The 19,965-nt window shown below is 62.8% G+C and carries 17 protein-coding genes; 10 read left to right on the plus strand and 7 right to left on the minus strand.

The window, feature by feature from the left end; genetic code table 11:
• Positions 1-53 precede the first annotated feature (53 nt).
• The gene (locus QIW53_RS23400) at positions 54-995 is read left to right on the plus strand and encodes an AEC family transporter (protein ID WP_371051946.1); all 942 of its coding nucleotides are present in this window, start codon (positions 54-56) and stop codon (positions 993-995) included.
• An 87-nt stretch (positions 996-1,082) separates the two neighbouring features.
• Here the strand turns inward: QIW53_RS23400 and QIW53_RS23405 are convergent, their stop codons facing one another.
• From QIW53_RS23405 to gatC, 6 genes are all read right to left on the minus strand, one after another.
• Positions 1,083-1,463, minus strand: a complete 381-nt coding sequence (locus QIW53_RS23405) for a carboxymuconolactone decarboxylase family protein (RefSeq protein ID WP_371051947.1) — start codon at positions 1,461-1,463, stop codon at positions 1,083-1,085.
• A complete protein-coding gene (locus QIW53_RS23410) occupies positions 1,460-2,521 on the minus strand; it encodes a calcium/sodium antiporter (protein WP_371051948.1) in 1,062 nt (353 codons plus the stop codon). Before QIW53_RS23410 ends, QIW53_RS23405 begins: the two co-directional genes overlap by 4 nt.
• Positions 2,522-2,571: 50 nt before the next feature.
• Positions 2,572-2,946 carry a septal ring lytic transglycosylase RlpA family protein gene (locus QIW53_RS23415; protein WP_371051949.1) on the minus strand — a complete coding sequence of 125 codons (375 nt, stop codon included), beginning with the start codon at positions 2,944-2,946 and terminating at the stop codon, positions 2,572-2,574.
• A gap of 161 nt (positions 2,947-3,107) precedes the next feature.
• Positions 3,108-4,553: an Asp-tRNA(Asn)/Glu-tRNA(Gln) amidotransferase subunit GatB gene (gene gatB, locus QIW53_RS23420; RefSeq protein ID WP_371051950.1), complete on the minus strand. Its 1,446-nt coding sequence runs from the start codon at positions 4,551-4,553 to the stop codon at positions 3,108-3,110.
• 10 nt (positions 4,554-4,563) lie between these two features.
• Positions 4,564-6,015 (minus strand): Asp-tRNA(Asn)/Glu-tRNA(Gln) amidotransferase subunit GatA, encoded by a 1,452-nt coding sequence (gene gatA / locus QIW53_RS23425; RefSeq protein ID WP_371051951.1) that lies wholly within the window; start codon positions 6,013-6,015, stop codon positions 4,564-4,566.
• 16 nt (positions 6,016-6,031) lie between these two features.
• Complete coding sequence (gene gatC / locus QIW53_RS23430; protein ID WP_371051952.1) at positions 6,032-6,319, minus strand: Asp-tRNA(Asn)/Glu-tRNA(Gln) amidotransferase subunit GatC; 288 nt, start codon at positions 6,317-6,319, stop codon at positions 6,032-6,034.
• Between the two features lie 211 nt (positions 6,320-6,530).
• Here gatC and mreB point away from each other — a divergent pair, with 211 nt between their 5' ends.
• The 8 genes from mreB to tldD all read left to right on the plus strand — a co-directional run bounded on the left by mreB (position 6,531) and on the right by tldD (position 17,779).
• Entirely contained in the window at positions 6,531-7,568 is a 1,038-nt protein-coding gene (gene mreB, locus QIW53_RS23435) for a rod shape-determining protein MreB (RefSeq protein ID WP_002555108.1), read from the plus strand.
• Positions 7,569-7,708: 140 nt separating this feature from the next.
• Positions 7,709-8,797 (plus strand): rod shape-determining protein MreC, encoded by a 1,089-nt coding sequence (gene mreC, locus QIW53_RS23440; protein WP_371051985.1) that lies wholly within the window; start codon positions 7,709-7,711, stop codon positions 8,795-8,797.
• Entirely contained in the window at positions 8,797-9,288 is a 492-nt protein-coding gene (mreD, locus tag QIW53_RS23445) for a rod shape-determining protein MreD (RefSeq protein ID WP_371051953.1), read from the plus strand. The genes mreC and mreD overlap by 1 nt, the downstream gene beginning before the upstream one ends.
• Before the next feature lie 59 nt (positions 9,289-9,347).
• Positions 9,348-9,944 (plus strand): Maf family protein, encoded by a 597-nt coding sequence (locus tag QIW53_RS23450; RefSeq protein ID WP_371051954.1) that lies wholly within the window; start codon positions 9,348-9,350, stop codon positions 9,942-9,944.
• A 57-nt stretch (positions 9,945-10,001) separates the two neighbouring features.
• Positions 10,002-11,459 carry a ribonuclease G gene (gene rng, locus QIW53_RS23455; RefSeq protein WP_371051955.1) on the plus strand — a complete coding sequence of 486 codons (1,458 nt, stop codon included), beginning with the start codon at positions 10,002-10,004 and terminating at the stop codon, positions 11,457-11,459.
• Between the two features lie 75 nt (positions 11,460-11,534).
• On the plus strand, positions 11,535-15,338 hold the full coding sequence (locus QIW53_RS23460; protein WP_371051956.1) for a YhdP family protein: 3,804 nt from the start codon (positions 11,535-11,537) through the stop codon (positions 15,336-15,338).
• Between the two features lie 131 nt (positions 15,339-15,469).
• Positions 15,470-16,318 carry a carbon-nitrogen hydrolase family protein gene (locus QIW53_RS23465; RefSeq protein WP_371051957.1) on the plus strand — a complete coding sequence of 283 codons (849 nt, stop codon included), beginning with the start codon at positions 15,470-15,472 and terminating at the stop codon, positions 16,316-16,318.
• An 18-nt stretch (positions 16,319-16,336) separates the two neighbouring features.
• A complete protein-coding gene (tldD, locus tag QIW53_RS23470; RefSeq protein ID WP_371051958.1) occupies positions 16,337-17,779 on the plus strand; it encodes a metalloprotease TldD in 1,443 nt (480 codons plus the stop codon).
• Between the two features lie 44 nt (positions 17,780-17,823).
• Here the strand turns inward: tldD and yjgA are convergent, their stop codons facing one another.
• Positions 17,824-18,348 (minus strand): ribosome biogenesis factor YjgA, encoded by a 525-nt coding sequence (gene yjgA / locus QIW53_RS23475; RefSeq protein ID WP_192309650.1) that lies wholly within the window; start codon positions 18,346-18,348, stop codon positions 17,824-17,826.
• A 108-nt stretch (positions 18,349-18,456) separates the two neighbouring features.
• Between yjgA and pmbA the strand changes: the two genes are divergently transcribed.
• Positions 18,457-19,803 carry a metalloprotease PmbA gene (gene pmbA / locus QIW53_RS23480; RefSeq protein ID WP_371051959.1) on the plus strand — a complete coding sequence of 449 codons (1,347 nt, stop codon included), beginning with the start codon at positions 18,457-18,459 and terminating at the stop codon, positions 19,801-19,803.
• The last annotated feature ends 162 nt before the right edge of the window (positions 19,804-19,965 follow it).

Consider the following 19,965-nt stretch of genomic DNA (forward strand, 5'->3'; position numbering starts at 1 on the left):
CTTCAGTGGCTTATCATTAGCCTCCTAACGACGCTCAACCAAGGTTACTCGGCATGCTGGCAATTTTCCTCGAAACCCTGAACATCACCGCTCCGGTGTTTGCCATGCTGTTTCTGGGGGTGGTGCTCAAGCGCGTCAACTGGATCAACGACAATTTCATTCACACCGCGTCGGCCCTGGTGTTCAACGTCACCATGCCGGCGTTGCTGTTTCTGGGCATCCTGCATGCCGACCTGCACGCCGCGCTGCAACCGGCGCTGCTGATCTATTTCGCCATTGCCACGCTGGTGAGCTTCGCGGTTGCCTGGGGCTGGGCGATCTTCAAGTGTCCGCGTGAAGACCGCGGTATCTACACCCAGGGCGCCTTTCGCGGGAACAACGGCGTCATTGGTCTCGCGCTGGCGGCCAGCATGTACGGCGACTACGGGATTTCCCTGGGCGCCATCCTCGCGGCCCTGGTGATCCTGTTCTACAACACCTTGTCGACCATCGTGCTGGCGGTCTACAGCCCGGTGATCAAGTCCGATCCGTGGAGCATCTGCAAGAGCGTGATGAACAATCCGCTGATCATCAGCGTGTTGGCGGCAGCGCCTTTTGCCTACTTCAAGATCGGTTTGCCGGGCTGGCTGGAAATGTCGGGCCAATACCTGGCGCAAACCACCTTGCCCCTGGCCTTGATCTGCATTGGCGGCACGCTGTCACTGGCGGCCATGCGCAAAAGTGGCTCGATGGCCTTGAGTTCGAGCCTGGTGAAGATGGTCGGGTTGCCGGTGCTGGCCACACTGGGCGCGTGGCTCTGGGGCTTTCGCGGGGCGGAACTGGGGATTCTGTTCCTGTACTTCGGCAGCCCGACCGCTGCCGCCAGTTTCGTCATGGCCCGTCAGGCCAACGGCAATCATGAACTGGCGGCCGCCATCATCGTGATCACCACCCTGATGGCGGCGGTGACCACCAACATCGGGATCTTCCTGTTGCAGTGGGGCGGGTGGATCTAGGTCCGGCAATTTCAGAGCTTTTCAGGGCCCCTGTGGGAGCGAGCCTGCTCGCGATAGCGGTGGATCAATCACCGCAGGGTCAGCGGATCAGTCAGGCTTCTGATAGGTATCGATCACTTCCTGCGCCGCCCGAAACGCATCGATCGCCGCCGGCACGCCTGCATACACCGCGCAGTGCAGCAGCGCCTCGCGAATCTCTTCCACGGTACAACCGTTGTTCAGCGCGCCGCGCACGTGGCCTTTCAATTCCTGCGGGCACTTGAGTGCGGTCAGGGCGGCGAGGGTGATCAGGCTGCGGGTCTTGAGCGGCAGGCCGTCGCGGTTCCACACGCTGCCCCAGGCGTGTTCATTGACGAAGTCCTGCAGCGGCTGGGTGAACTCGGTGGCGTTGCCCAGTGCTCGGTCGACAAACGCATCGCCCATTACCTGACGGCGCACTTCAACGCCGGGTTTTTTTTGGTCGGTCATGGCCCTTCCCTCTTGTGATGTTGGCGGCGCCAGGCGCGCAGCGACGTGAACAGCAGAAACGCCACCAGCGCCGGCAGGACGAAAAACAGCATCAAATGTTCAAGCTTGCCCGCCAGGGGCATGCCGGTGGTGAACGACACCACGTGCAGGCCATACGCCAGGTACAGACCCAGAAACAGCAAGCCCTCGGCACGGGTCACCCGGTAACCGGTATAGAACATCGGCAGGCACAACAAGGCGACGCCCAGCATCACCGGCAAGTCGAAATCCAGGGCGTTGGGTGAGACCGACAGCGGCGATGGCGCAATCAGCGCCGTGACGCCCAGCACGCCCAACAGATTGAACAGGTTGCTGCCGATCACGTTGCCCACGGCAATGTCACGTTGGCCACGCAGTGCGGCAATCAATGAGGTCGCCAGTTCCGGCAGGGAAGTGCTGACCGCGACTATGGTAAGGCCGATGATCCGTTCCGACAGCCCGAGGTCGGTGGCTACCGTCACGGCGGCTCCCAACAGCAGGTGCCCGGCATACACCAGCATGGCGAGCCCGGCGGCGATCATCAGCAGGCTGCTCAGCCATCGCACTTGCGGCCCTTCGTGGGGATGGGGTTGCGGGCGCGCCGAATGCCGTGACTGGCGCAGCAGCAACCCCAGGTACAACGCCAGCGCCGTCAGGAGCACCACGCCATCGATACGGGTCAGTTCTTCATTCCACGCCAGCACGAACACCAGCAGGCTGGCGCCGATCATCAGCGGGATGTCCAGACGCACCAACTGCCGTGAAACCCGCAGCGGGATGATCAGTGCCGACAGGCCGAGGGTGACGAGGATGTTGAAGATACTGCTGCCGATCACGCTGCTGACGGCGATGTCGACGTTCTGCGCGAGGGTGGCTTGCAGGCTGACGGCCATTTGCGGCGCACTGCTGCCGAGGGCGACGATGGTCAGGCCGATGATCAACGGGCGGACGTGCAGGCGTGCGGCCACGCGCACGGCGGCGCGCACCATCAGTTCTGCACCGGCGATCAGCAGGACCAGGCCGCTCAGCAATTCGAGCACGCTGAGCAGGGGGAGATCGGCTAGTCCGAAAATGGTCGCGGCTCCCCTGGTCAGTCGTCGAGCGCTTGCACGCGAACCCGCGCGGTGCCGCTGCGGATCATGCCCAGTTGCTCGGCGGCCTCGTGTGACAGGTCGATCAGGCGACCACGGGTGTGCGGCCCGCGATCATTGATGCGTACGATGCAGGACTGGTTGTTCTTCAGGTTGGTGACCTTCACCCGCGTGCCGAAGGGCAACTGGCGGTGGGCGGCGGTCAGGGAATTCTTGTCGAAGCGCTCGCCGCTGGCGGTGCGCTTGCCCTGGTGTCTGGCGCCGTAATAGGAGGCAACACCGGTCTGGTCATAGCCGTGTGGATCGACGGTGTCGGTGCTGGCGCAACCGGCGAGGAGGGAGAGCAGGGCGAAGCTTGCGAGCAGACGCTTCATTCATGGGGTTCCAAAAACTACTGTGGGAGCGGGCTTGCTCGCGATTGCGCCGTTCCAGGCACCGAGAGGGTGAATGTCAGACCGCAATCGCGAGCAATCGAACGTCGACCGGCTGCTCCTACAAGGGACGGAGCCAGGCTTGCGGACTGGCTCCATGCTCATCAGCCTTCGAGCTTGCTTTTCAGCAGTTCGTTGACCTGTTGCGGGTTGGCCTTGCCTTTGGAGGCTTTCATGGCCTGGCCGACGAAGAAGCCGAACATCTTGCCGCGTTTGGCTTCGTCTGCCGCGCGGTATTGCTCGACCTGCTCGGCATTGGCTGCGAGCATCTCGTCCAGTACCGCCGAAATCGCGCCACTGTCGGTCACTTGCTTGAGGCCGCGCTTGTCGATGATCTCGTCCGCGCTGCCTTCGCCGCCAGCCATGGCCTCGAACACCACCTTGGCGATCTTGCCGGAGATGGTGTTGTCCTTGATGCGCAGCAGCATGCCACCCAGTTGCTCGGCCGAGACCGGTGACTGGTCGATGTCCAGGCCCTGCTTGTTCAACAGGCTGCCCAGCTCCACCATCACCCAGTTCGCTGCCAGCTTCGCATCGCCGCTGATGCGGGCGACCTGCTCGAAGTAATCGGCTTGCTCGCGGCTGGTGGCCAGGACGCTGGCGTCATAGACCGACAGGCCGAACTGTTCCTGGAAGCGCTCGCGCTTCTGCGGTGGCAGTTCCGGCAAGGTGCCGCGCACCTCGTCGAGGTAGGCGTTTTCGATGACCACCGGCAGCAGGTCCGGATCGGGGAAGTAACGGTAGTCGTTGGCTTCTTCCTTGCTGCGCATCGGACGGGTTTCGTCCTTGTTCGGGTCGTACAGGCGGGTCTGCTGGATGACCTTGCCACCGTCTTCGATCAGTTCGATCTGACGCTGGATTTCGCTGTTGATCGCCTTCTCGATGAAGCGGAACGAGTTGACGTTCTTGATCTCGCAGCGGGTGCCGAACTCGACCTGGCCTTTCGGACGGATCGACACGTTGCAGTCGCAACGCAGCGAACCTTCGGCCATGTTGCCGTCGCAGATGCCCAGGTAGCGCACCAGCGCGTGGATCGCCTTGACGTAGGCCACGGCTTCCTTGGCGCTGCGCATGTCCGGCTCGGAGACGATTTCCAGCAGCGGCGTGCCGGCACGGTTCAGGTCGATGCCGCTGGCGCCGTTGAACTCTTCGTGCAGGCTTTTGCCGGCGTCTTCTTCGAGGTGCGCGCGGGTGATGCCGACGCGTTTGACCGTGCCGTCTTCCAGGGCGATGTCCAGGTGGCCCTTGCCGACGATCGGCAACTCCATCTGGCTGATCTGGTAGCCCTTGGGCAGATCCGGGTAGAAATAGTTTTTCCGGGCGAACACGTTGTGCTGGCCGATTTCGGCGTCAATCGCCAGGCCGAACATCACCGCCATGCGCACCGCTTCCTGGTTCAGCACCGGCAGTACACCGGGCATGCCCAGGTCAACCAGGCTGGCCTGGGTGTTGGGCTCGGAACCAAAGGTGGTGGAACTGCCGGAAAAGATTTTCGACCGGGTGGTGAGCTGGGTGTGAATCTCCAGCCCGATCACGACTTCCCATTGCATGTGTGTCTCCTCAGAAGCCGGTTGGGGTGCGGGTGTGCCAGTCGGTGTTCAGCTGATACTGATGGGCAACGTTGAGCAGGCGGCTTTCCTGGAAATACGGGGCGAGCAGTTGCACGCCGACCGGCAGACCGTCGACAAAACCGGCCGGCATCGACAGGCCCGGCAGGCCCGCGAGGTTGGCGGTGATGGTGTAGACGTCTTCCAGGTACGCCGCGACCGGGTCGCTGTTCTTGGCGCCCAGCTTCCAGGCCGGGTTCGGCGTGGTGGGGCCGAGGATGATGTCGACCTCGTTGAAGGCGGTCATGAAGTCGTTCTTGATCAGGCGACGGATCTTCTGCGCCTTCAGGTAGTAGGCGTCGTAGTAGCCGGCCGACAGCGCGTAGGCACCGACCATGATCCGGCGCTGCACTTCCGGGCCGAAACCTTCGCCACGGGAACGCTTGTACAGGTCGATCAGGTTTTTCGGGTCTTCGCAGCGGTAGCCGAAACGCACGCCATCGAAACGCGACAGGTTGGAGGAGGCTTCCGCCGGGGCGATCACGTAGTACGCCGGAATCGCGTGCTGCATGTTCGGCAGGCTGATTTCCTTGATCACCGCACCCAGCTTTTCAAGTTCCTTGACGCTGTTGTGGATCAGCTCGGCGATGCGCGGGTCGAGACCGGCGCCGAAATATTCCTTCGGAACGCCGATGCGCAGGCCCTGCAGCGAACCGTTGAGGCCGGCGCTGTAGTCAGGCACGGGCTCGTCGATGCTGGTGGAGTCGTTCGGGTCGAAGCCGGCCATGCCTTGCAGCAGCAGGGCGCAGTCTTCGGCCGTGCGCGCCAGAGGGCCACCCTGGTCGAGACTGGAGGCGTAGGCGATCATGCCCCAGCGCGAGACGCGACCGTAGGTCGGTTTCAAGCCGGTGAGGTTGGTCAGCGCAGCAGGCTGGCGAATCGAGCCGCCGGTGTCGGTGCCGGTGGCTGCCGGCAGCAGGCGCGCGGCAACGGCTGCCGCCGAACCGCCGGACGAGCCGCCCGGAACGTGTTCCAGGTTCCACGGGTTTTTCACCGCGCCGTAGTAGCTCGACTCGTTGGCCGAACCCATGGCGAATTCGTCCATGTTGGTCTTGCCCAGTGTCACCGCACCGGCAGCAGCCAGTTTGGCGACCACGGTGGCGTCGTACGGCGCCTTGAAGTTGTCGAGCATCTTTGAGCCGCAGCTGGTGCGAATGCCCTGGGTGCAGAACAGGTCCTTGTGGGCGATCGGCGCGCCGAGCAGGGCGCCGCTCTCACCATTGGCCCGGCGGGCGTCAGCGGCTTTGGCCTGCTGCAGCGCGAGCTCTTCGGTGAGGCTGATGAAACTGTTGAGCTGTGGGTCGAGCTGGGTGATGCGCGCCAGCAGGGTCTTGGTCAGCTCTTCGGAAGAAAACTTTTTTTCGGCGAGGCCGCGGGCGATCTCGGCCAGAGTCATTTGATGCATTGCAGGCTCTTTCCCTTTAGTCGATGACTTTCGGAACCAGGTACAGGCCGTTTTCGACCGCTGGTGCGATGGACTGATAGGCCTCGCGATGATTGGATTCGGTCACGACGTCTGCACGCAGGCGCTGGCTGGCTTCCAATGGGTGGGCTAGGGGCTCGATACCGTCGGTATTGACCGCCTGCATTTCGTCGACCAGACCCAGAATGCTGTTCAGGGCCGAGGTAATAGGTGGAAGATCGTCTTCATTCAGGCCAAGGCAGGCCAGATGAGCGATTTTTTCCACGTCGGAGCGTTCAAGCGCCATGGGAATCTCCAGTGGAAAACAGGACGGAAGGCGTCCGTGTGTTAGATTGTCGGAACACTATCGCACTTCTACGGTCAATAAGGCCGCGATTGCGGGGCTTGGTGCACAGAAAAGCGGCCAATTTAACATATTGGCGCCTTGCCCAAAATCCCTGTCGTTGTTAGAGTTTGCCGCACTTTTTTACCCACGCGTTGCCTAGGGTCCCTTTCCCATGTTCAAGAAACTGCGTGGCATGTTTTCCAGCGATCTTTCCATTGACCTGGGCACTGCCAACACCCTTATTTACGTGCGCGAGCGCGGTATCGTCCTGAATGAGCCATCGGTTGTGGCTATTCGGACACACGGTAACCAGAAAAGTGTCGTTGCTGTCGGCACCGAAGCCAAACGCATGCTTGGCCGTACGCCGGGCAATATCGCGGCCATTCGTCCGATGAAGGACGGCGTCATCGCCGACTTCAGCGTCTGCGAAAAGATGCTGCAATATTTCATCAACAAGGTTCACGAGAACAGCTTCCTGCAGCCCAGCCCGCGTGTGCTGATCTGCGTTCCGTGCAAATCCACCCAGGTTGAGCGCCGCGCCATCCGTGAATCGGCCCTCGGTGCCGGTGCACGTGAAGTGTTCCTGATCGAAGAGCCAATGGCCGCTGCGATCGGTGCCGGCCTGCCGGTTGAGGAAGCACGTGGTTCGATGGTCGTCGATATCGGCGGCGGTACCACTGAAATTGCACTGATTTCCCTGAACGGTGTGGTGTACGCCGAATCCGTACGGGTCGGCGGCGACCGCTTCGACGAAGCGATCATCACCTACGTGCGTCGCAACTACGGCAGCCTGATCGGCGAGTCCACCGCCGAGCGCATCAAGCAGGAAATCGGTACCGCTTACCCGGGCGGCGAAGTGCGTGAAGTCGACGTCCGTGGCCGTAACCTGGCCGAAGGCGTTCCACGCGCGTTCACCCTGAACTCCAATGAAGTGCTCGAGGCGCTGCAGGAGTCCCTGGCGACCATCGTTCAGGCAGTCAAAAGTGCACTGGAGCAATCGCCTCCGGAACTGGCTTCCGACATCGCCGAGCGTGGCCTGGTGCTGACCGGTGGTGGCGCCCTGTTGCGCGACCTCGACAAGTTGCTGGCCCAGGAAACCGGTCTGCCGGTGATCGTTGCCGAAGATCCGCTGACCTGCGTTGCTCGCGGCGGTGGCCGTGCATTGGAAATGATGGATAAACACACCATGGACCTGCTTTCCAGCGAATAAGTCGCCGGATTGCCTCTATGCTGTTGCGCGCGCAGGCGGCACTTTGCAGTGCCGCCTGTTGGCGTTTATCTTCTGTCAATCTGTATCCAGGCCGGTCTGGCGTATGAATAAACGGAACATTTGCCTGGGAGGAGCGGCTTATTAAACCGCTTTTCACCAAAGGGCCTTCACTGGGCGTGCGCTTGTTGGTGCTGGCCGTGCTATCGGTCGCGCTGATGGTGGTCGACGCCCGCTTCTCGCTGCTCAAGCCAGTGCGTAGCCAAATGTCGTTGGTGCTGATGCAGTCCTACTGGATCACCGACCTGCCGCAGCGGCTATGGCAAGGTGTGGCCAGTCAGTTTGGCAGCCGTACCGAGCTGGTCGCCGAAAACGAAAAACTCAAGACCGAAAACCTGCTGTTGCAGGGGCGCATGCAGAAGCTGGCGGCCCTCACCGAGCAGAACGTGCGGCTGCGCGAGTTGCTCAACTCCTCCGCGCTGGTCAACGAGAAGGTCGAAGTGGCCGAATTGATCGGCATGGACCCCAACCCCTTTACCCATCGCATCATCATCAACAAGGGTGAGCGCGACGGTGTGGTCCTCGGTCAGCCGGTGCTCGATGCCCGTGGCCTGATGGGGCAGGTGGTCGAGTTGATGCCCTACACCTCCCGCGTGTTGCTGCTGACCGATACCACCCACAGCATTCCTGTTCAGGTGAACCGCAACGGCCTGCGGGCGATTGCCAGCGGCACCGGCAACCCGGAGCGCCTGGAACTGCGTCACGTGGCCGACACCGCCGACATCAAGGAAGGCGACCTGTTGGTCAGTTCGGGTCTGGGCCAGCGATTCCCGGCGGGCTACCCGGTGGCCACGGTCAAGGAAGTGATTCACGATTCCGGCCAGCCATTCGCCATTGTCCGCGCCGTGCCCACGGCCGCCCTGAACCGCAGCCGTTACCTGCTGCTGGTGTTCAGCGACAGCCGCACCGCCGAAGAACGCGCCAACGACGCCGCGCAGGCCCAGGAAGCGCTGGACCAGCACGGTGGCGGCCCGATGATTCCGCCCAGCATTGCCAGGCCTGCTGCCGTACCTGAGGCTCAAGCGACGCCCGCAGCGCCAGTGATGCCGTCCGCACCGGCTCCTGCGGCGGCCGCAACGCCCGCCAAACCTGCCGCCAAGCCACCTGCTGCCGTGAAACCGGCCGCCAAACCGCCTGTCTCCGCGCCGGCCACCACAGGGGGAAGAGAATAATGCCCGGTGCAACCGCCTCCCGAAACGGCTGGATGGTCTGGATGACCTTCGCCATCGGCCTGTTGCTCAGTGTTTCGCCACTGCCGCAGTTCATGGAAATCCTGCGGCCCTTGTGGCTCGCCCTGCTGCTGGCATTCTGGGCCCTGGCCATGCCGCATAAGGTCGGCATGGTCACGGCCTGGTGCCTGGGACTGGCTGAAGACGTGCTCTACGGCACACTGCTGGGTCAGAACGCGCTGATCCTGACACTCATCACGTTCCTGGTGCTGTCGTTGCAACAGCGGCTGCGGATGTTCCCGATGTGGCAGCAAAGCCTGGTGATCCTGGTGATCTTCGGCCTCGCGCAGCTGGTTCAGCTGTGGCTCAGCGCCTTGACCGGCAACCGCCAGCCGACACTGGCGCTGGTCCTGCCGGCCTTGGTCAGCGCGTTGCTCTGGCCCTGGATCAGCTTCGGTTTGCGCGGGTTGCGTCGACGCTACAAAATCAGCTGATTCGCTCAGGCATTGGCCCGCACTTGGTGACACGGGGCACTAAACAGGGAGATGTCTTGATGAAACAGTTGTACCTCGCCTCTGGCTCGCCGCGTCGGCGTGAACTGCTCGCGCAGATTGGCGTGCCGTTCACCGCGATCAGCGCGGACATCGATGAAACGCCCTTGAATCATGAATCGCCGTCGGCCTATGTCGAGCGTCTTGCGCGGGGCAAGGCGCAGGCTGGCCGCCGTGCTGTGGTCGCCGACAGCGCCTTCTGCGTGCTGGGGGCCGATACCGCCGTGGTGCTCGACGGCAAAATTCTCGGCAAACCGGTGGACGAAGTCGATGCGTGCGCCATGCTTATGATGTTGGCCGGTCGCGAACACGAAGTCCTGACCGCCATCGCCGTGTTGGACGGCGAGCGTTGCGAGTCGCGGGTGGTGCGCAGCCTGGTGCGTTTCCGGCCTGTCGATCGTGCGCAAGCCGCCGCCTATTGGGCGAGCGGCGAGCCTCGGGACAAGGCCGGTGGTTATGGTATCCAGGGGCTGGGCGCGGTGTTCGTCGCCGGCCTGAGCGGCAGTTACTCGGCAGTGGTTGGCTTGCCGCTGTGCGAAACCGCAGAGTTGCTGGGCCGTTTCGACATACCCTGTTGGCAAACCCTTAACGCGCTCTGAGCGCCGTAATGACAAGATGCGGCCATTATCGTGAACACGCCTGAACGAGACCCTGCCATGAGTGAAGAGATCCTGATCAACATCACGCCGATGGAATCGCGCGTGGCGGTGGTTGAAAACGGTGTTCTGCAAGAGGTCCACGTCGAACGCACACAAAAGCGCGGGATCGTCGGCAACATCTACAAAGGCAAGGTGGTGCGGGTATTGCCGGGCATGCAGGCGGCGTTCGTCGACATTGGCCTGGACCGTGCGGCCTTCATTCACGCCTCGGAAATTTCCCTGCGCGAAGGTCCGGCCGTCGAAAGCATCAGTGCACTGGTCCATGAAGGCCAGAGCCTGGTGGTGCAAGTCACCAAGGACCCGATCGGTTCCAAGGGCGCGCGCCTGACGACCCAGCTGTCGATTCCCTCGCGCTACCTGGTGTACATGCCGCGCACCGCGCATGTCGGCATTTCCCTGAAGATCGAAGACGAAGCCGAGCGCGAACGCCTCAAGCAGGTGGTTTCCGATTGCGTGGCCAAGGAAGGGATCAAGGAAACCGGTGGCTTCATCCTGCGAACGGCCGCCGAGGGCGCCGGCGCCGATGAGATCCTCATGGACATCCGCTACCTGCGCAGGCTGTGGGATCAGATCAGCGAACAGATCAAGACCATCGGCGCGCCCAGCGTGATCTACGAAGACCTCGGCCTGGCCCTGCGGACCCTGCGCGACCTGGTGAGCCCGAAGATCGAGAAAATCCGGATTGACTCCCGGGAAACCTTCCAGAAAACCACGCAGTTCGTCGCTGAACTGATGCCGGAAATCGCCGATCGCCTGGAGCATTACCCGGGCGAACGGCCGATCTTCGACCTCTACGGCGTCGAAGACGAAATCCAGAAAGCCCTGGAGCGTAAGGTCCCGTTGAAATCCGGCGGTTACCTGGTGGTGGACCCGGCGGAAGCCATGAGCACCATCGACGTCAACACCGGGGCGTTCGTCGGCCATCGCAACCTTGAGGAAACCATCTTCAAGACCAACCTCGAAGCCGCGACCGCCATCGCCCGCCAGTTGCGCCTGCGCAACCTGGGCGGAATCATCATCATCGACTTCATCGACATGGAAGACGAAGAACACCAGCGCCAAGTGCTGCGCACGCTGGAGAAGCAACTGGAGCGCGATCACGCCAAGACCAACATCATCGGCATCACCGAGCTGGGCCTGGTGCAGATGACGCGCAAGCGCACCCGCGAAAGCCTCGAGCAGGTGCTGTGCGAGCCCTGCAACAGTTGCCAGGGGCGCGGCAAGCTCAAGACTCCGGAAACCGTGTGCTACGAAATCTTCCGCGAGATTCTTCGCGAAGCTCGCGCTTATCAGGCGGAGGGCTATCGTGTATTGGCCAACCAGAAAGTCGTCGACCGCTTGCTGGATGAGGAGTCGGGCAACGTTGCCGAGCTGGAAGGTTTTATCGGGCGCACCATCCGGTTCCAGGTGGAAACCATGTATTCCCAGGAACAATACGACGTGGTGCTGCTCTGAACTCCTGTGTTTCATCCTCACTAGAACGGCTGGCCTCAGCTTGTTGCAGTTTTTTTGCCATGGGAGCCAACTGACATGGAGCGTCTCACACGCGTAATGGCCGCATTGACCCGCTGGGGTCTGGGCCTGTGCGCGTTGGCTTTGGTGCTGATGGCGCTGTACGTCAGCCTGGGGCGCGAACTGACGCCGCTGGTGGCCGAATACCAGGCCGAGGTCGAAGCCAGGGGCAGCGAAGCGCTGGGCATGCCGCTGAACATCGGGTCGCTGGAAGGCAGTTGGCACGGCTTCGCGCCGATCCTGTTCGCTCGCGACGTGATGGTGGGCGAGGGGGCCAACGCCTTGCATCTGGATCAGGTGCGCGTAGTGCCGGATATCTGGGCCAGTCTGCTGGCGCGCGAAGTGCGCATTGCCCATCTGGAACTCAATGGCCTGAAGATCAGCCTCAAGGAAGGCGAGGACGGACATTGGGCGCTGCAAGGCCTGCCGGTGCAGGACGACCAGCCACTGGATCCGGAACAACTGCTCAATCGCATGCAGATGGTCCAGCAACTGTCGGTCCTGGACAGTCAGGTGACATTGCAGCCGCTGGACCAGCCGCCGCTGACCTTGACCTATGTGGGCCTGAACCTCAAGACCGGTGCCTACCGCCAGCGCCTCGATGTGCGGCTGAACCTGCCCGATGGCCAGCCGGTGGCCATGAGCCTGCGCACTCGAATTCGCGCCAGCCAGTGGCGCGATGGCGAAGCGGACGGCTATCTGAGCCTGCCGCAAAGCGACTGGTCGAAATGGCTGCCCAAGCGTGTCACCCAACAATGGAATTTTTCCCGGATCAAGGCCGGTGGCGAGCTTTGGTTCAACTGGGGCAAGGGCGCGTTGCAAAGTGGCGCGGTCCGTTTGAACGCGCCGCAACTCAGGGGCGCCTATGCCGAGCGCAAACCCGTCCAGATCAGCAACCTCGCGCTCAACGGCTACTTCCAGCGGGGCAGCGAAGGCCTCCTGGTGACCCTGGATTCCCTGGCCATGAACCTGGGCGAAACCCGCTGGGAGTCACGCCTGCAATTGCGCCAGAGCCTGGCGACCGACAAGAGCGAAGAGCTCTGGCATCTGCAGGCCGACCGCCTCGACCTGACACCGCTGACGCCCTTGCTCAATGCCCTCGCGCCGCTCCCCGAGGGGTTCGCCACCGCGGTCGAACGGCTCAAGGTCACCGGCGGCCTGCGCAATGTGCTGGTCGATTTTCGGCCCGGGGCCACCGATGACACCAAGCTCAGCTTTGCCGCCAACCTCGACCAGGTGGGCTTCGACGCCTACCACGGTGCGCCGGCCGCGCGGAATGTCAGCGGCAGCATCAGCGGTGACCTCGGCCATGGCGAGCTGCGAATGGACAGCAAGGATTTCATGCTGCACCTGGACCCGATCTTCGCCAAGCCATGGCAGTACATCCAGGCCAATGCCCGCCTGACCTGGAAGCTCGACAAGGAAGGCTTCACCCTGATCGCGCCCTACCTGAAGGTGCTGGGCGAGGAGGGCAAGATTGCCGGCGACTTCCTCATTCGCCTGCATTTCGACCACACCCAGGAAGACTACATGGACCTGCGGGTCGGCCTGGTGGACGGCGACGGCAAATACACCGCCAAGTACCTGCCGGAAGTGCTCAGCCCGGAACTCGACGAATGGCTGCGCACCGCGATTCTCAAAGGTGCGGTCGATCAGGGGTTCTTCCAGTACCAGGGCTCGCTGAACCATGGCGCCGCCGACGCCGACCGCAGCATCAGCCTGTTCTTCAAGGTCCATGATGCCGAACTGGCGTTCCAGCCGGGCTGGCCGCACGTCAGCAAAGTCAGTGGCGATGTGTTCATCGAAGACAGTGGTGTCCGGATTCTGGCGAGCAAGGGCCAGTTGCTCGACACCCAGGTCAGCGACATCTACGTCAACATCCCGCATGCGCCTGCCGGGAAGTCTGTCCATCTGTTGCTCGATGGCGGCTTCGCCGGGGGGCTGGGCGACGGCTTGAAAATCCTTCAGGAGGCGCCGATCGGCACCGCCGACACCTTCGCCGGATGGCAGGGCGAAGGGGATCTGCAGGGCAAGCTGAAGCTGGATATCCCGCTGGCCAAAGGCGAGCAGCCGAAGATTCTGGTCGACTTCAAGACCGCCAAGGCACGCCTGAAGCTCGCCGATCCGGAGCTCGAACTGACGCAGCTCAAGGGTGATTTCCGCTTCGACAGTGACAAGGGGTTGAGCGGGCAGAACATCGCCGCCCGGGCCTTCGACAAGCCGGTCACTGCGCAGATTTTCGCCGACGGCAGCCCGGGCCGGATCAAGACCCGGGTCAGTGCTTCGGGACAGGTCGAGGTCAAGAAACTCACCGACTGGCTGAAGGTGACGCAGCCGTTGCCGGTGTCAGGGTTGATCCCGTATCAACTGCAACTGAACCTGGGGGGCGACGACAGTCAGTTGCTGATCAATTCAAGCCTCAAGGGCGTGGCGGTCGACCTGCCTGCGCCGTTCGGCATGGCGAGCGATGTCGGGCGCGACACGATGTTCCGCATGACCCTGCAGGGGCAGGATCGTCGCTACTGGGTCAAATATGGCGAGCTGGCGAGCTTCACCTTCGAAGCGCCACCGGCGAATTTTGCCGAGGGGCGTGGCGAATTGTTCCTGGGGAACGGCGACGCGGTGCTGCCCGGCGCCAAGGGCCTGCGGGTGCGCGGCGCGCTGTCCGAACTGGACATCGGGCCGTGGAAAGACCTGGTGGACAAATACGCCGGGCAGGACCCGGGCGGCAGCGCCAAACAGTTGCTCAGCAGTGCCGATTTCAAGATCGGCAAGCTCAGCGGATTCGGCACCACGCTGGACCAGGCCTCGGTGCAGGTGAACCGCAAGCCGAACGCCTGGGCGCTGCAACTCGACAGCCAGCAAGTCAAGGGCACCGTGGGCATTCCGGACGCAAAAGCGGCGCCGATCGCGGTCAATCTGCAGTATGTGCGGTTGCCGGCACCGGACCCGACGGTCCTGGTCGATGAAAACTCACCGGACCCGTTGGCCAGTGTCGATCCGACCCGGATCCCGGCGCTGGATATCACCATCAACCAGTTGTTCCAGGGCCAGGACCTGGTCGGTGGCTGGTCGCTCAAAGTGCGCCCGACCGGCAAGGGCATCGCGCTCAACACTTTGGACATGGGCCTGAAGGGTCTTCTACTGCAGGGCGATGGCGGCTGGGAAGGGCCTCCCGGCGCCTCAGCCAGCTGGTTCAAGGGTCGGGCCAGCGGCAAGAACCTCGCGGATGTGCTGAAGGGCTGGGGCTTTGCGCCGAGTGTCACCAGTGAAGAATTCCACATGGATGTCGACGGTCGCTGGCCCGGCTCACCGGCGTGGCTGGCCACCAAGCGCTTCTCCGGCACGCTCGATGCCTCGCTGAACAAGGGGCAGTTCGTTGAAGTGGAGGGCAGCGCCCAGGCTCTGCGGGTATTTGGCCTGCTCAACTTCAACTCCATTGGCCGTCGCCTGCGCCTGGATTTTTCCGACCTGTTCGGCAAGGGCCTGAGCTACGATCGGGTCAAGGGCCTGCTGACCGCGACGAACGGCATCTACGTCACCAGCAAACCGATCGTGATGACCGGCCCGTCGAGCAACATCGAGCTCGATGGCACGCTGGATCTGGTCAACGAGCAACTGGACGCGAAACTGCTGGTGACCTTGCCGGTGACCAACAACCTGCCGATCGCCGCGCTGATCGTTGGCGCGCCAGCCGTCGGGGGCGCCCTGTTCCTGATCGACAAGCTGATCGGTGACCGCGTGTCGCGTTTCGCCAGCGTAAAATACACCGTCAAGGGTCCCTACAAGGATCCGAAAATCACCTTCGACAAACCGTTCTGATGCGCATTGACATCCCTGTAGGAGCGAGCATGCTCGCGATGGAGGTCAACGATAACGCGGGCTGCCTGATGTCCCGCAGCGTCCGAACCCCCATCGCGAGCATGCTCGCTCCTACACCAAGGCGGTAAAGCATGACGATCGCGGTGATTCAAATGGTCAGCCAGAGCGATGTGCTGGCCAATCTGGCCCAGGCCCGGCGCCTGCTCGAACAGGCTGCCGCCCAGGGGGCGAAGCTGGCGGTGCTGCCGGAAAACTTCGCCGCCATGGGCCGTCGTGACATTGCCGACATCGGTCGCGCCGAGGCGCTGGGTGAGGGGCCGATCCTGCCATGGTTGAAACAGACCGCCCGTGACCTCAAGTTATGGACAGTGGCCGGCACGTTGCCGTTGCCGCCGGTGGATCAGCCGATGGCCAAGTCTCACGCCTGTTCGTTGCTGGTCAACGACCAGGGTGAAACGGTGGCGCGCTACGACAAGCTGCACCTGTTCGACGTGGATGTGGCTGACAGCCGTGGGCGCTATCGTGAATCCGATGACTATGCTTTCGGAAGTGGAGTAGTGGTAGCCGACACGCCGGTGGGCCGAGTGGGGCTGACCGTGTGTTACGACTTGCGCTTCCCCGAGCTGTACAGCGAATTGCGTGCCGCCGGTGCGGAACTGATCACCGCGCCCTCGGCCTTTACCGCCGTCACCGGCGCCGCGCATTGGGAGGTACTGATTCGCGCACGGGCCATCGAGAAGCAGTGTTATGTGCTCGCGGCCGCCCAGGGTGGAACGCATCCGGGCCCCCGGGAAACCTGGGGCCATGCCGCGATTGTCGACCCCTGGGGGCGGATACTGGCCCAACAAGATCAAGGCGAGGCCGTGCTGCTGGCCGAACGTGATAGCAGCGAACAGGCGTCCATCCGGGCGCGGATGCCGGTGTCCAGTCACCGGCGCTTTTTCTCGCAGGGCGCCCGGCGACCTGCCTCAGAACGATGAATTTAAGGCGTAAAGCATATGAGCGAGTTGTTGTCCTCAGTCAGTGAACATCTGCTGGCGCCCGGTGGCGTCACTCTCGAGAATCTGCAAGCGGTGCTCGGCGACCTGGCCGGCCCGGGCATCGATGCTGCCGACCTGTATTTCCAGGGCCAGATTTCCGAGTCGTGGGCGCTGGAAGACGGGATCGTCAAGGAAGGCAGTTTCAATCTCGATCAGGGCGTTGGCGTGCGTGCACAATCGGGTGAAAAAACCGGATTTGCCTACAGCAACGCCATCACCCTGGAAGCCCTGGGCGCGGCGGCTCGTGCAGCGCGCTCCATCTCCCGTGCCGGACAGAGTGGCACGGTGCAGGCGTTCACCGCCCAGGATGTCGCTCAGCTCTACGCCCCGGACAATCCGCTGGAAGTGCTGACCCGCGCCGAGAAAGTCGAATTGCTCAAGCGCATCGACGTCGCGACCCGCGCCCTCGACCCGCGCATCCAGCAAGTGACCGTGAGCATGGCCGGTGTCTGGGAGCGCATCCTGGTGGCGGCCACCGATGGCAGCCTGGCAGCGGATGTACGGCCGCTGGTGCGCTTCAATGTCAGCGTGATCGTCGAGCAGAACGGCCGTCGTGAGCGAGGTGGTCATGGCGGTGGCGGGCGTACCGACTACCGCTATTTCCTCGCCGAAGACCGCGCCATGGGCTATGCCCGCGAAGCGCTGCGTCAGGCGCTGGTCAACCTTGAAGCCATCCCGGCACCGGCCGGTACCTTGCCGGTGGTGCTGGGCTCGGGCTGGTCCGGCGTGCTGCTGCACGAAGCGGTCGGCCATGGCCTGGAAGGTGACTTCAACCGCAAGGGCAGCTCGGCCTACAGCGGTCGCATGGGCGAGAGCGTGGCCTCCAAGCTCTGCACCATCGTCGACGACGGTACGCTGGCCGGGCGTCGCGGATCGCTGAGTGTCGATGACGAAGGCACGCCGACCGAGTGCACCACGCTGATCGAAAACGGCGTGCTCAAAGGCTACATGCAGGACAAGCTCAATGCCCGCCTGATGGGCGTGGCCCGTACCGGCAACGGTCGTCGTGAGTCCTACGCGCACCTGCCAATGCCGCGCATGACCAACACCTACATGCTGGCGGGCGAAAGCGATCCGGCGGAAATCATCGCTTCGGTGAAACGCGGTATCTACTGCGCCAACCTCGGCGGCGGTCAGGTGGACATCACCAGCGGCAAGTTCGTGTTCTCCACCAGCGAGGCCTACCTGATCGAGGATGGCAAGATTACTGCGCCGGTCAAGGGTGCAACCTTGATCGGCAACGGTCCGGAAGCCATGAGCAAGGTGTCGATGGTTGGCAATGACCTGTCGCTGGACAGCGGCGTGGGCACCTGTGGCAAGGATGGGCAGTCGGTGCCGGTGGGTGTCGGCCAGCCAACGCTGAAGATAGATGCGATTACCGTGGGTGGCACGGGCGCATAAGGGAGCGGCGAGTGAGTCGTTTGGCGACTCACTCGCCTGGACACTCAACGCAGGCCGCGTTGCGTCTCGTCCAGCTCGCGGATGTACTTGAAGATTTTACGGCTGGAAGCAGGAGGCTTGTTTTGCGCAACCTCGTGCTGGGCCTGACGGATCAGGGAGCGCAATTGCTGGCGATCGGCGTCCGGATATTCGCTGACGAATTTTTCCAGAACGGCATCGTCACCGGCAATCAGGCGATCGCGCCAGCGTTCAAGGTTATGGAAGCGTTCGTTGTACTGGCGCGTGGAGGCATCGAGTTGATCGAGCAGAACCAGAATGGCGTCAGTGTCCTGATCGCGCATCAGTTTGCCGATGAACTGCAGGTGCCGTTTACGCGCGATGTGCGCAACGTGCTTGGGCGCATCGGCCAAGGCCCGGCGCAAGGCGTCGGTCAGGGGCAGTTTTGCCAGCAGGTCAGGCTTGAGCGTCGTGAGGCGCTCGCCGAGATCAACCAGAGCATGCAGCTCGCGTTTGACCTGGGATTTGCTTTTTTCTCCCGTATCGAGGGAGTCGTCGTAAGAATCAACCATGGTGGCCGTCCGCAAGAAAACGCCGCCATGATAACCAGTCGGGGGCCGCTTGTCCGGCCCGGTCGCTCGAAGGCCTTTACCGAAAGCAGAATTTGAGTGGAGAACAGCATGAGTGCAGTTGAAAGCGTCGGCCCACAAGCGTTGCCGGCACTGCAGGAACAGGTCGAGCAGATCATCGCTGAAGCCAGACGCCAGGGCGCCAGTGCCTGTGAAGTGGCGGTATCGCTTGAACAGGGCCTGTCGACCTCGGTGCGCCAGCGCGAAGTCGAAACGGTCGAATTCAACCGCGACCAGGGGTTTGGCATCACCTTGTACGTGGGGCAGCGCAAAGGCTCGGCCAGCACCTCGGCCAGTGGCTCGGACGCCATTCGCGAAACCGTTGCCGCCGCACTGGCCATTGCCAGGCACACCTCGGAAGACGAAGCCTCGGGCCTGGCCGATGCCGCACTGATGGCCAGGGATCTGCAGGATTTCGACCTGTTCCACGAGTGGGACATCACCCCCGAACAGGCCATCGAAAAGGCCCTGGTCTGCGAAGCCGCCGCCTTCGATGCCGATGCCCGGATCAAGAACGCGGATGGCACCACGTTGAGCACTCATCAGGGCTGCCGCGTGTATGGCAACAGCCACGGGTTCATCGGCGGTTATGCCTCGACCCGTCACAGCCTCAGTTGCGTGATGATCGCCGAGGCCGACGGCCAGATGCAGCGCGATTACTGGTATGACGTCAACCGTCTGGGCCATCTGCTCGCCGATCCGGTGAGCATCGGTCAGCGGGCGGCGCAGCGGGCGGCGAGCCGCCTGGGCGCGCGCCCCGTGCCGACGTGCGAAGTGCCGGTGCTGTTTTCCGCAGAGCTGGCCGGTGGTTTGTTCGGCAGCTTCCTGTCGGCGATTTCCGGCGGCAGCCTGTACCGTAAATCCTCGTTCCTGGAAGGTACGCTCGGTCAGAAGCTGTTTCCGGAATGGCTGACCCTCGATGAGCGGCCACACCTGGCGCGTGCCCTGGGCAGTGCGTCGTTCGATGGCGACGGCCTCGCCACCTACGCCAAACCGTTCGTCGAAAAAGGCGAGCTGGTGTCCTACATCCTCGGCACTTACTCCGGCCGCAAGCTGGGCATGCCGAGCACCGCCAACGCCGGCGGTGTGCACAACCTGTTCGTCAGCCACGGCGACGAGGACCAGGCGGCCTTGCTGCGACGCATGGGGCGCGGTCTGCTGGTCACCGAACTGATGGGCCACGGCCTGAACATGGTCACCGGCGATTACTCGCGTGGGGCTGCGGGTTACTGGGTGGAGAACGGTGAAATCCAGTTCGCGGTCCAGGAAGTGACCATTGCCGGCAACATGCGCGACATGTTCAAGCAGATCGTGGCGGTGGGCAACGACCTGGAAGTGCGCAGCAATATCCGCACGGGGTCGGTGCTGATCGAACGGATGACGGTAGCGGGTAGCTAAACCGTTCGTTGCATGACAAAGGCGCGCCCCCCCCCAGGGGGGGGGGCGGTTTTTTTAAATACAACACCCCCCGGGTTGTGCGGGCGTTGTCGCGCAGGGGGGCAAACAGGGCCAAAAACCCGGGCCTCTTAACCCCCCGGGTGGTTTAAAAAAAGTGCCCCG

This window comes from Pseudomonas fluorescens (assembly GCF_041354075.1).
In the GTDB taxonomy this organism is placed as follows: Bacteria; Pseudomonadota; Gammaproteobacteria; order Pseudomonadales; family Pseudomonadaceae; genus Aquipseudomonas; species Aquipseudomonas fluorescens_CE.

Excerpts from the sequence above, each read along its gene's own strand:
- gatA (WP_371051951.1), bottom strand. The coding sequence starts at position 6,015 with ATGCATCAAATGACTCTGGCCGAGATCGCCCGCGGCCTCGCCGAAAAA.
- QIW53_RS23450 (WP_371051954.1), top strand. The coding sequence starts at position 9,348 with ATGAAACAGTTGTACCTCGCCTCTGGCTCGCCGCGTCGGCGTGAACTG.
- gatB (WP_371051950.1), bottom strand. The coding sequence starts at position 4,553 with ATGCAATGGGAAGTCGTGATCGGGCTGGAGATTCACACCCAGCTCACC.
- gatC (WP_371051952.1), bottom strand. The coding sequence starts at position 6,319 with ATGGCGCTTGAACGCTCCGACGTGGAAAAAATCGCTCATCTGGCCTGC.
- QIW53_RS23460 (WP_371051956.1), top strand. The coding sequence starts at position 11,535 with ATGGAGCGTCTCACACGCGTAATGGCCGCATTGACCCGCTGGGGTCTG.
- QIW53_RS23400 (WP_371051946.1), top strand. The coding sequence starts at position 54 with ATGCTGGCAATTTTCCTCGAAACCCTGAACATCACCGCTCCGGTGTTT.
- mreB (WP_002555108.1), top strand. The coding sequence starts at position 6,531 with ATGTTCAAGAAACTGCGTGGCATGTTTTCCAGCGATCTTTCCATTGAC.
- pmbA (WP_371051959.1), top strand. The coding sequence starts at position 18,457 with ATGAGTGCAGTTGAAAGCGTCGGCCCACAAGCGTTGCCGGCACTGCAG.
- rng (WP_371051955.1), top strand. The coding sequence starts at position 10,002 with ATGAGTGAAGAGATCCTGATCAACATCACGCCGATGGAATCGCGCGTG.
- QIW53_RS23465 (WP_371051957.1), top strand. The coding sequence starts at position 15,470 with ATGACGATCGCGGTGATTCAAATGGTCAGCCAGAGCGATGTGCTGGCC.
- mreD (WP_371051953.1), top strand. The coding sequence starts at position 8,797 with ATGCCCGGTGCAACCGCCTCCCGAAACGGCTGGATGGTCTGGATGACC.
- yjgA (WP_192309650.1), bottom strand. The coding sequence starts at position 18,348 with ATGGTTGATTCTTACGACGACTCCCTCGATACGGGAGAAAAAAGCAAA.
- tldD (WP_371051958.1), top strand. The coding sequence starts at position 16,337 with ATGAGCGAGTTGTTGTCCTCAGTCAGTGAACATCTGCTGGCGCCCGGT.
- QIW53_RS23415 (WP_371051949.1), bottom strand. The coding sequence starts at position 2,946 with ATGAAGCGTCTGCTCGCAAGCTTCGCCCTGCTCTCCCTCCTCGCCGGT.
- QIW53_RS23405 (WP_371051947.1), bottom strand. The coding sequence starts at position 1,463 with ATGACCGACCAAAAAAAACCCGGCGTTGAAGTGCGCCGTCAGGTAATG.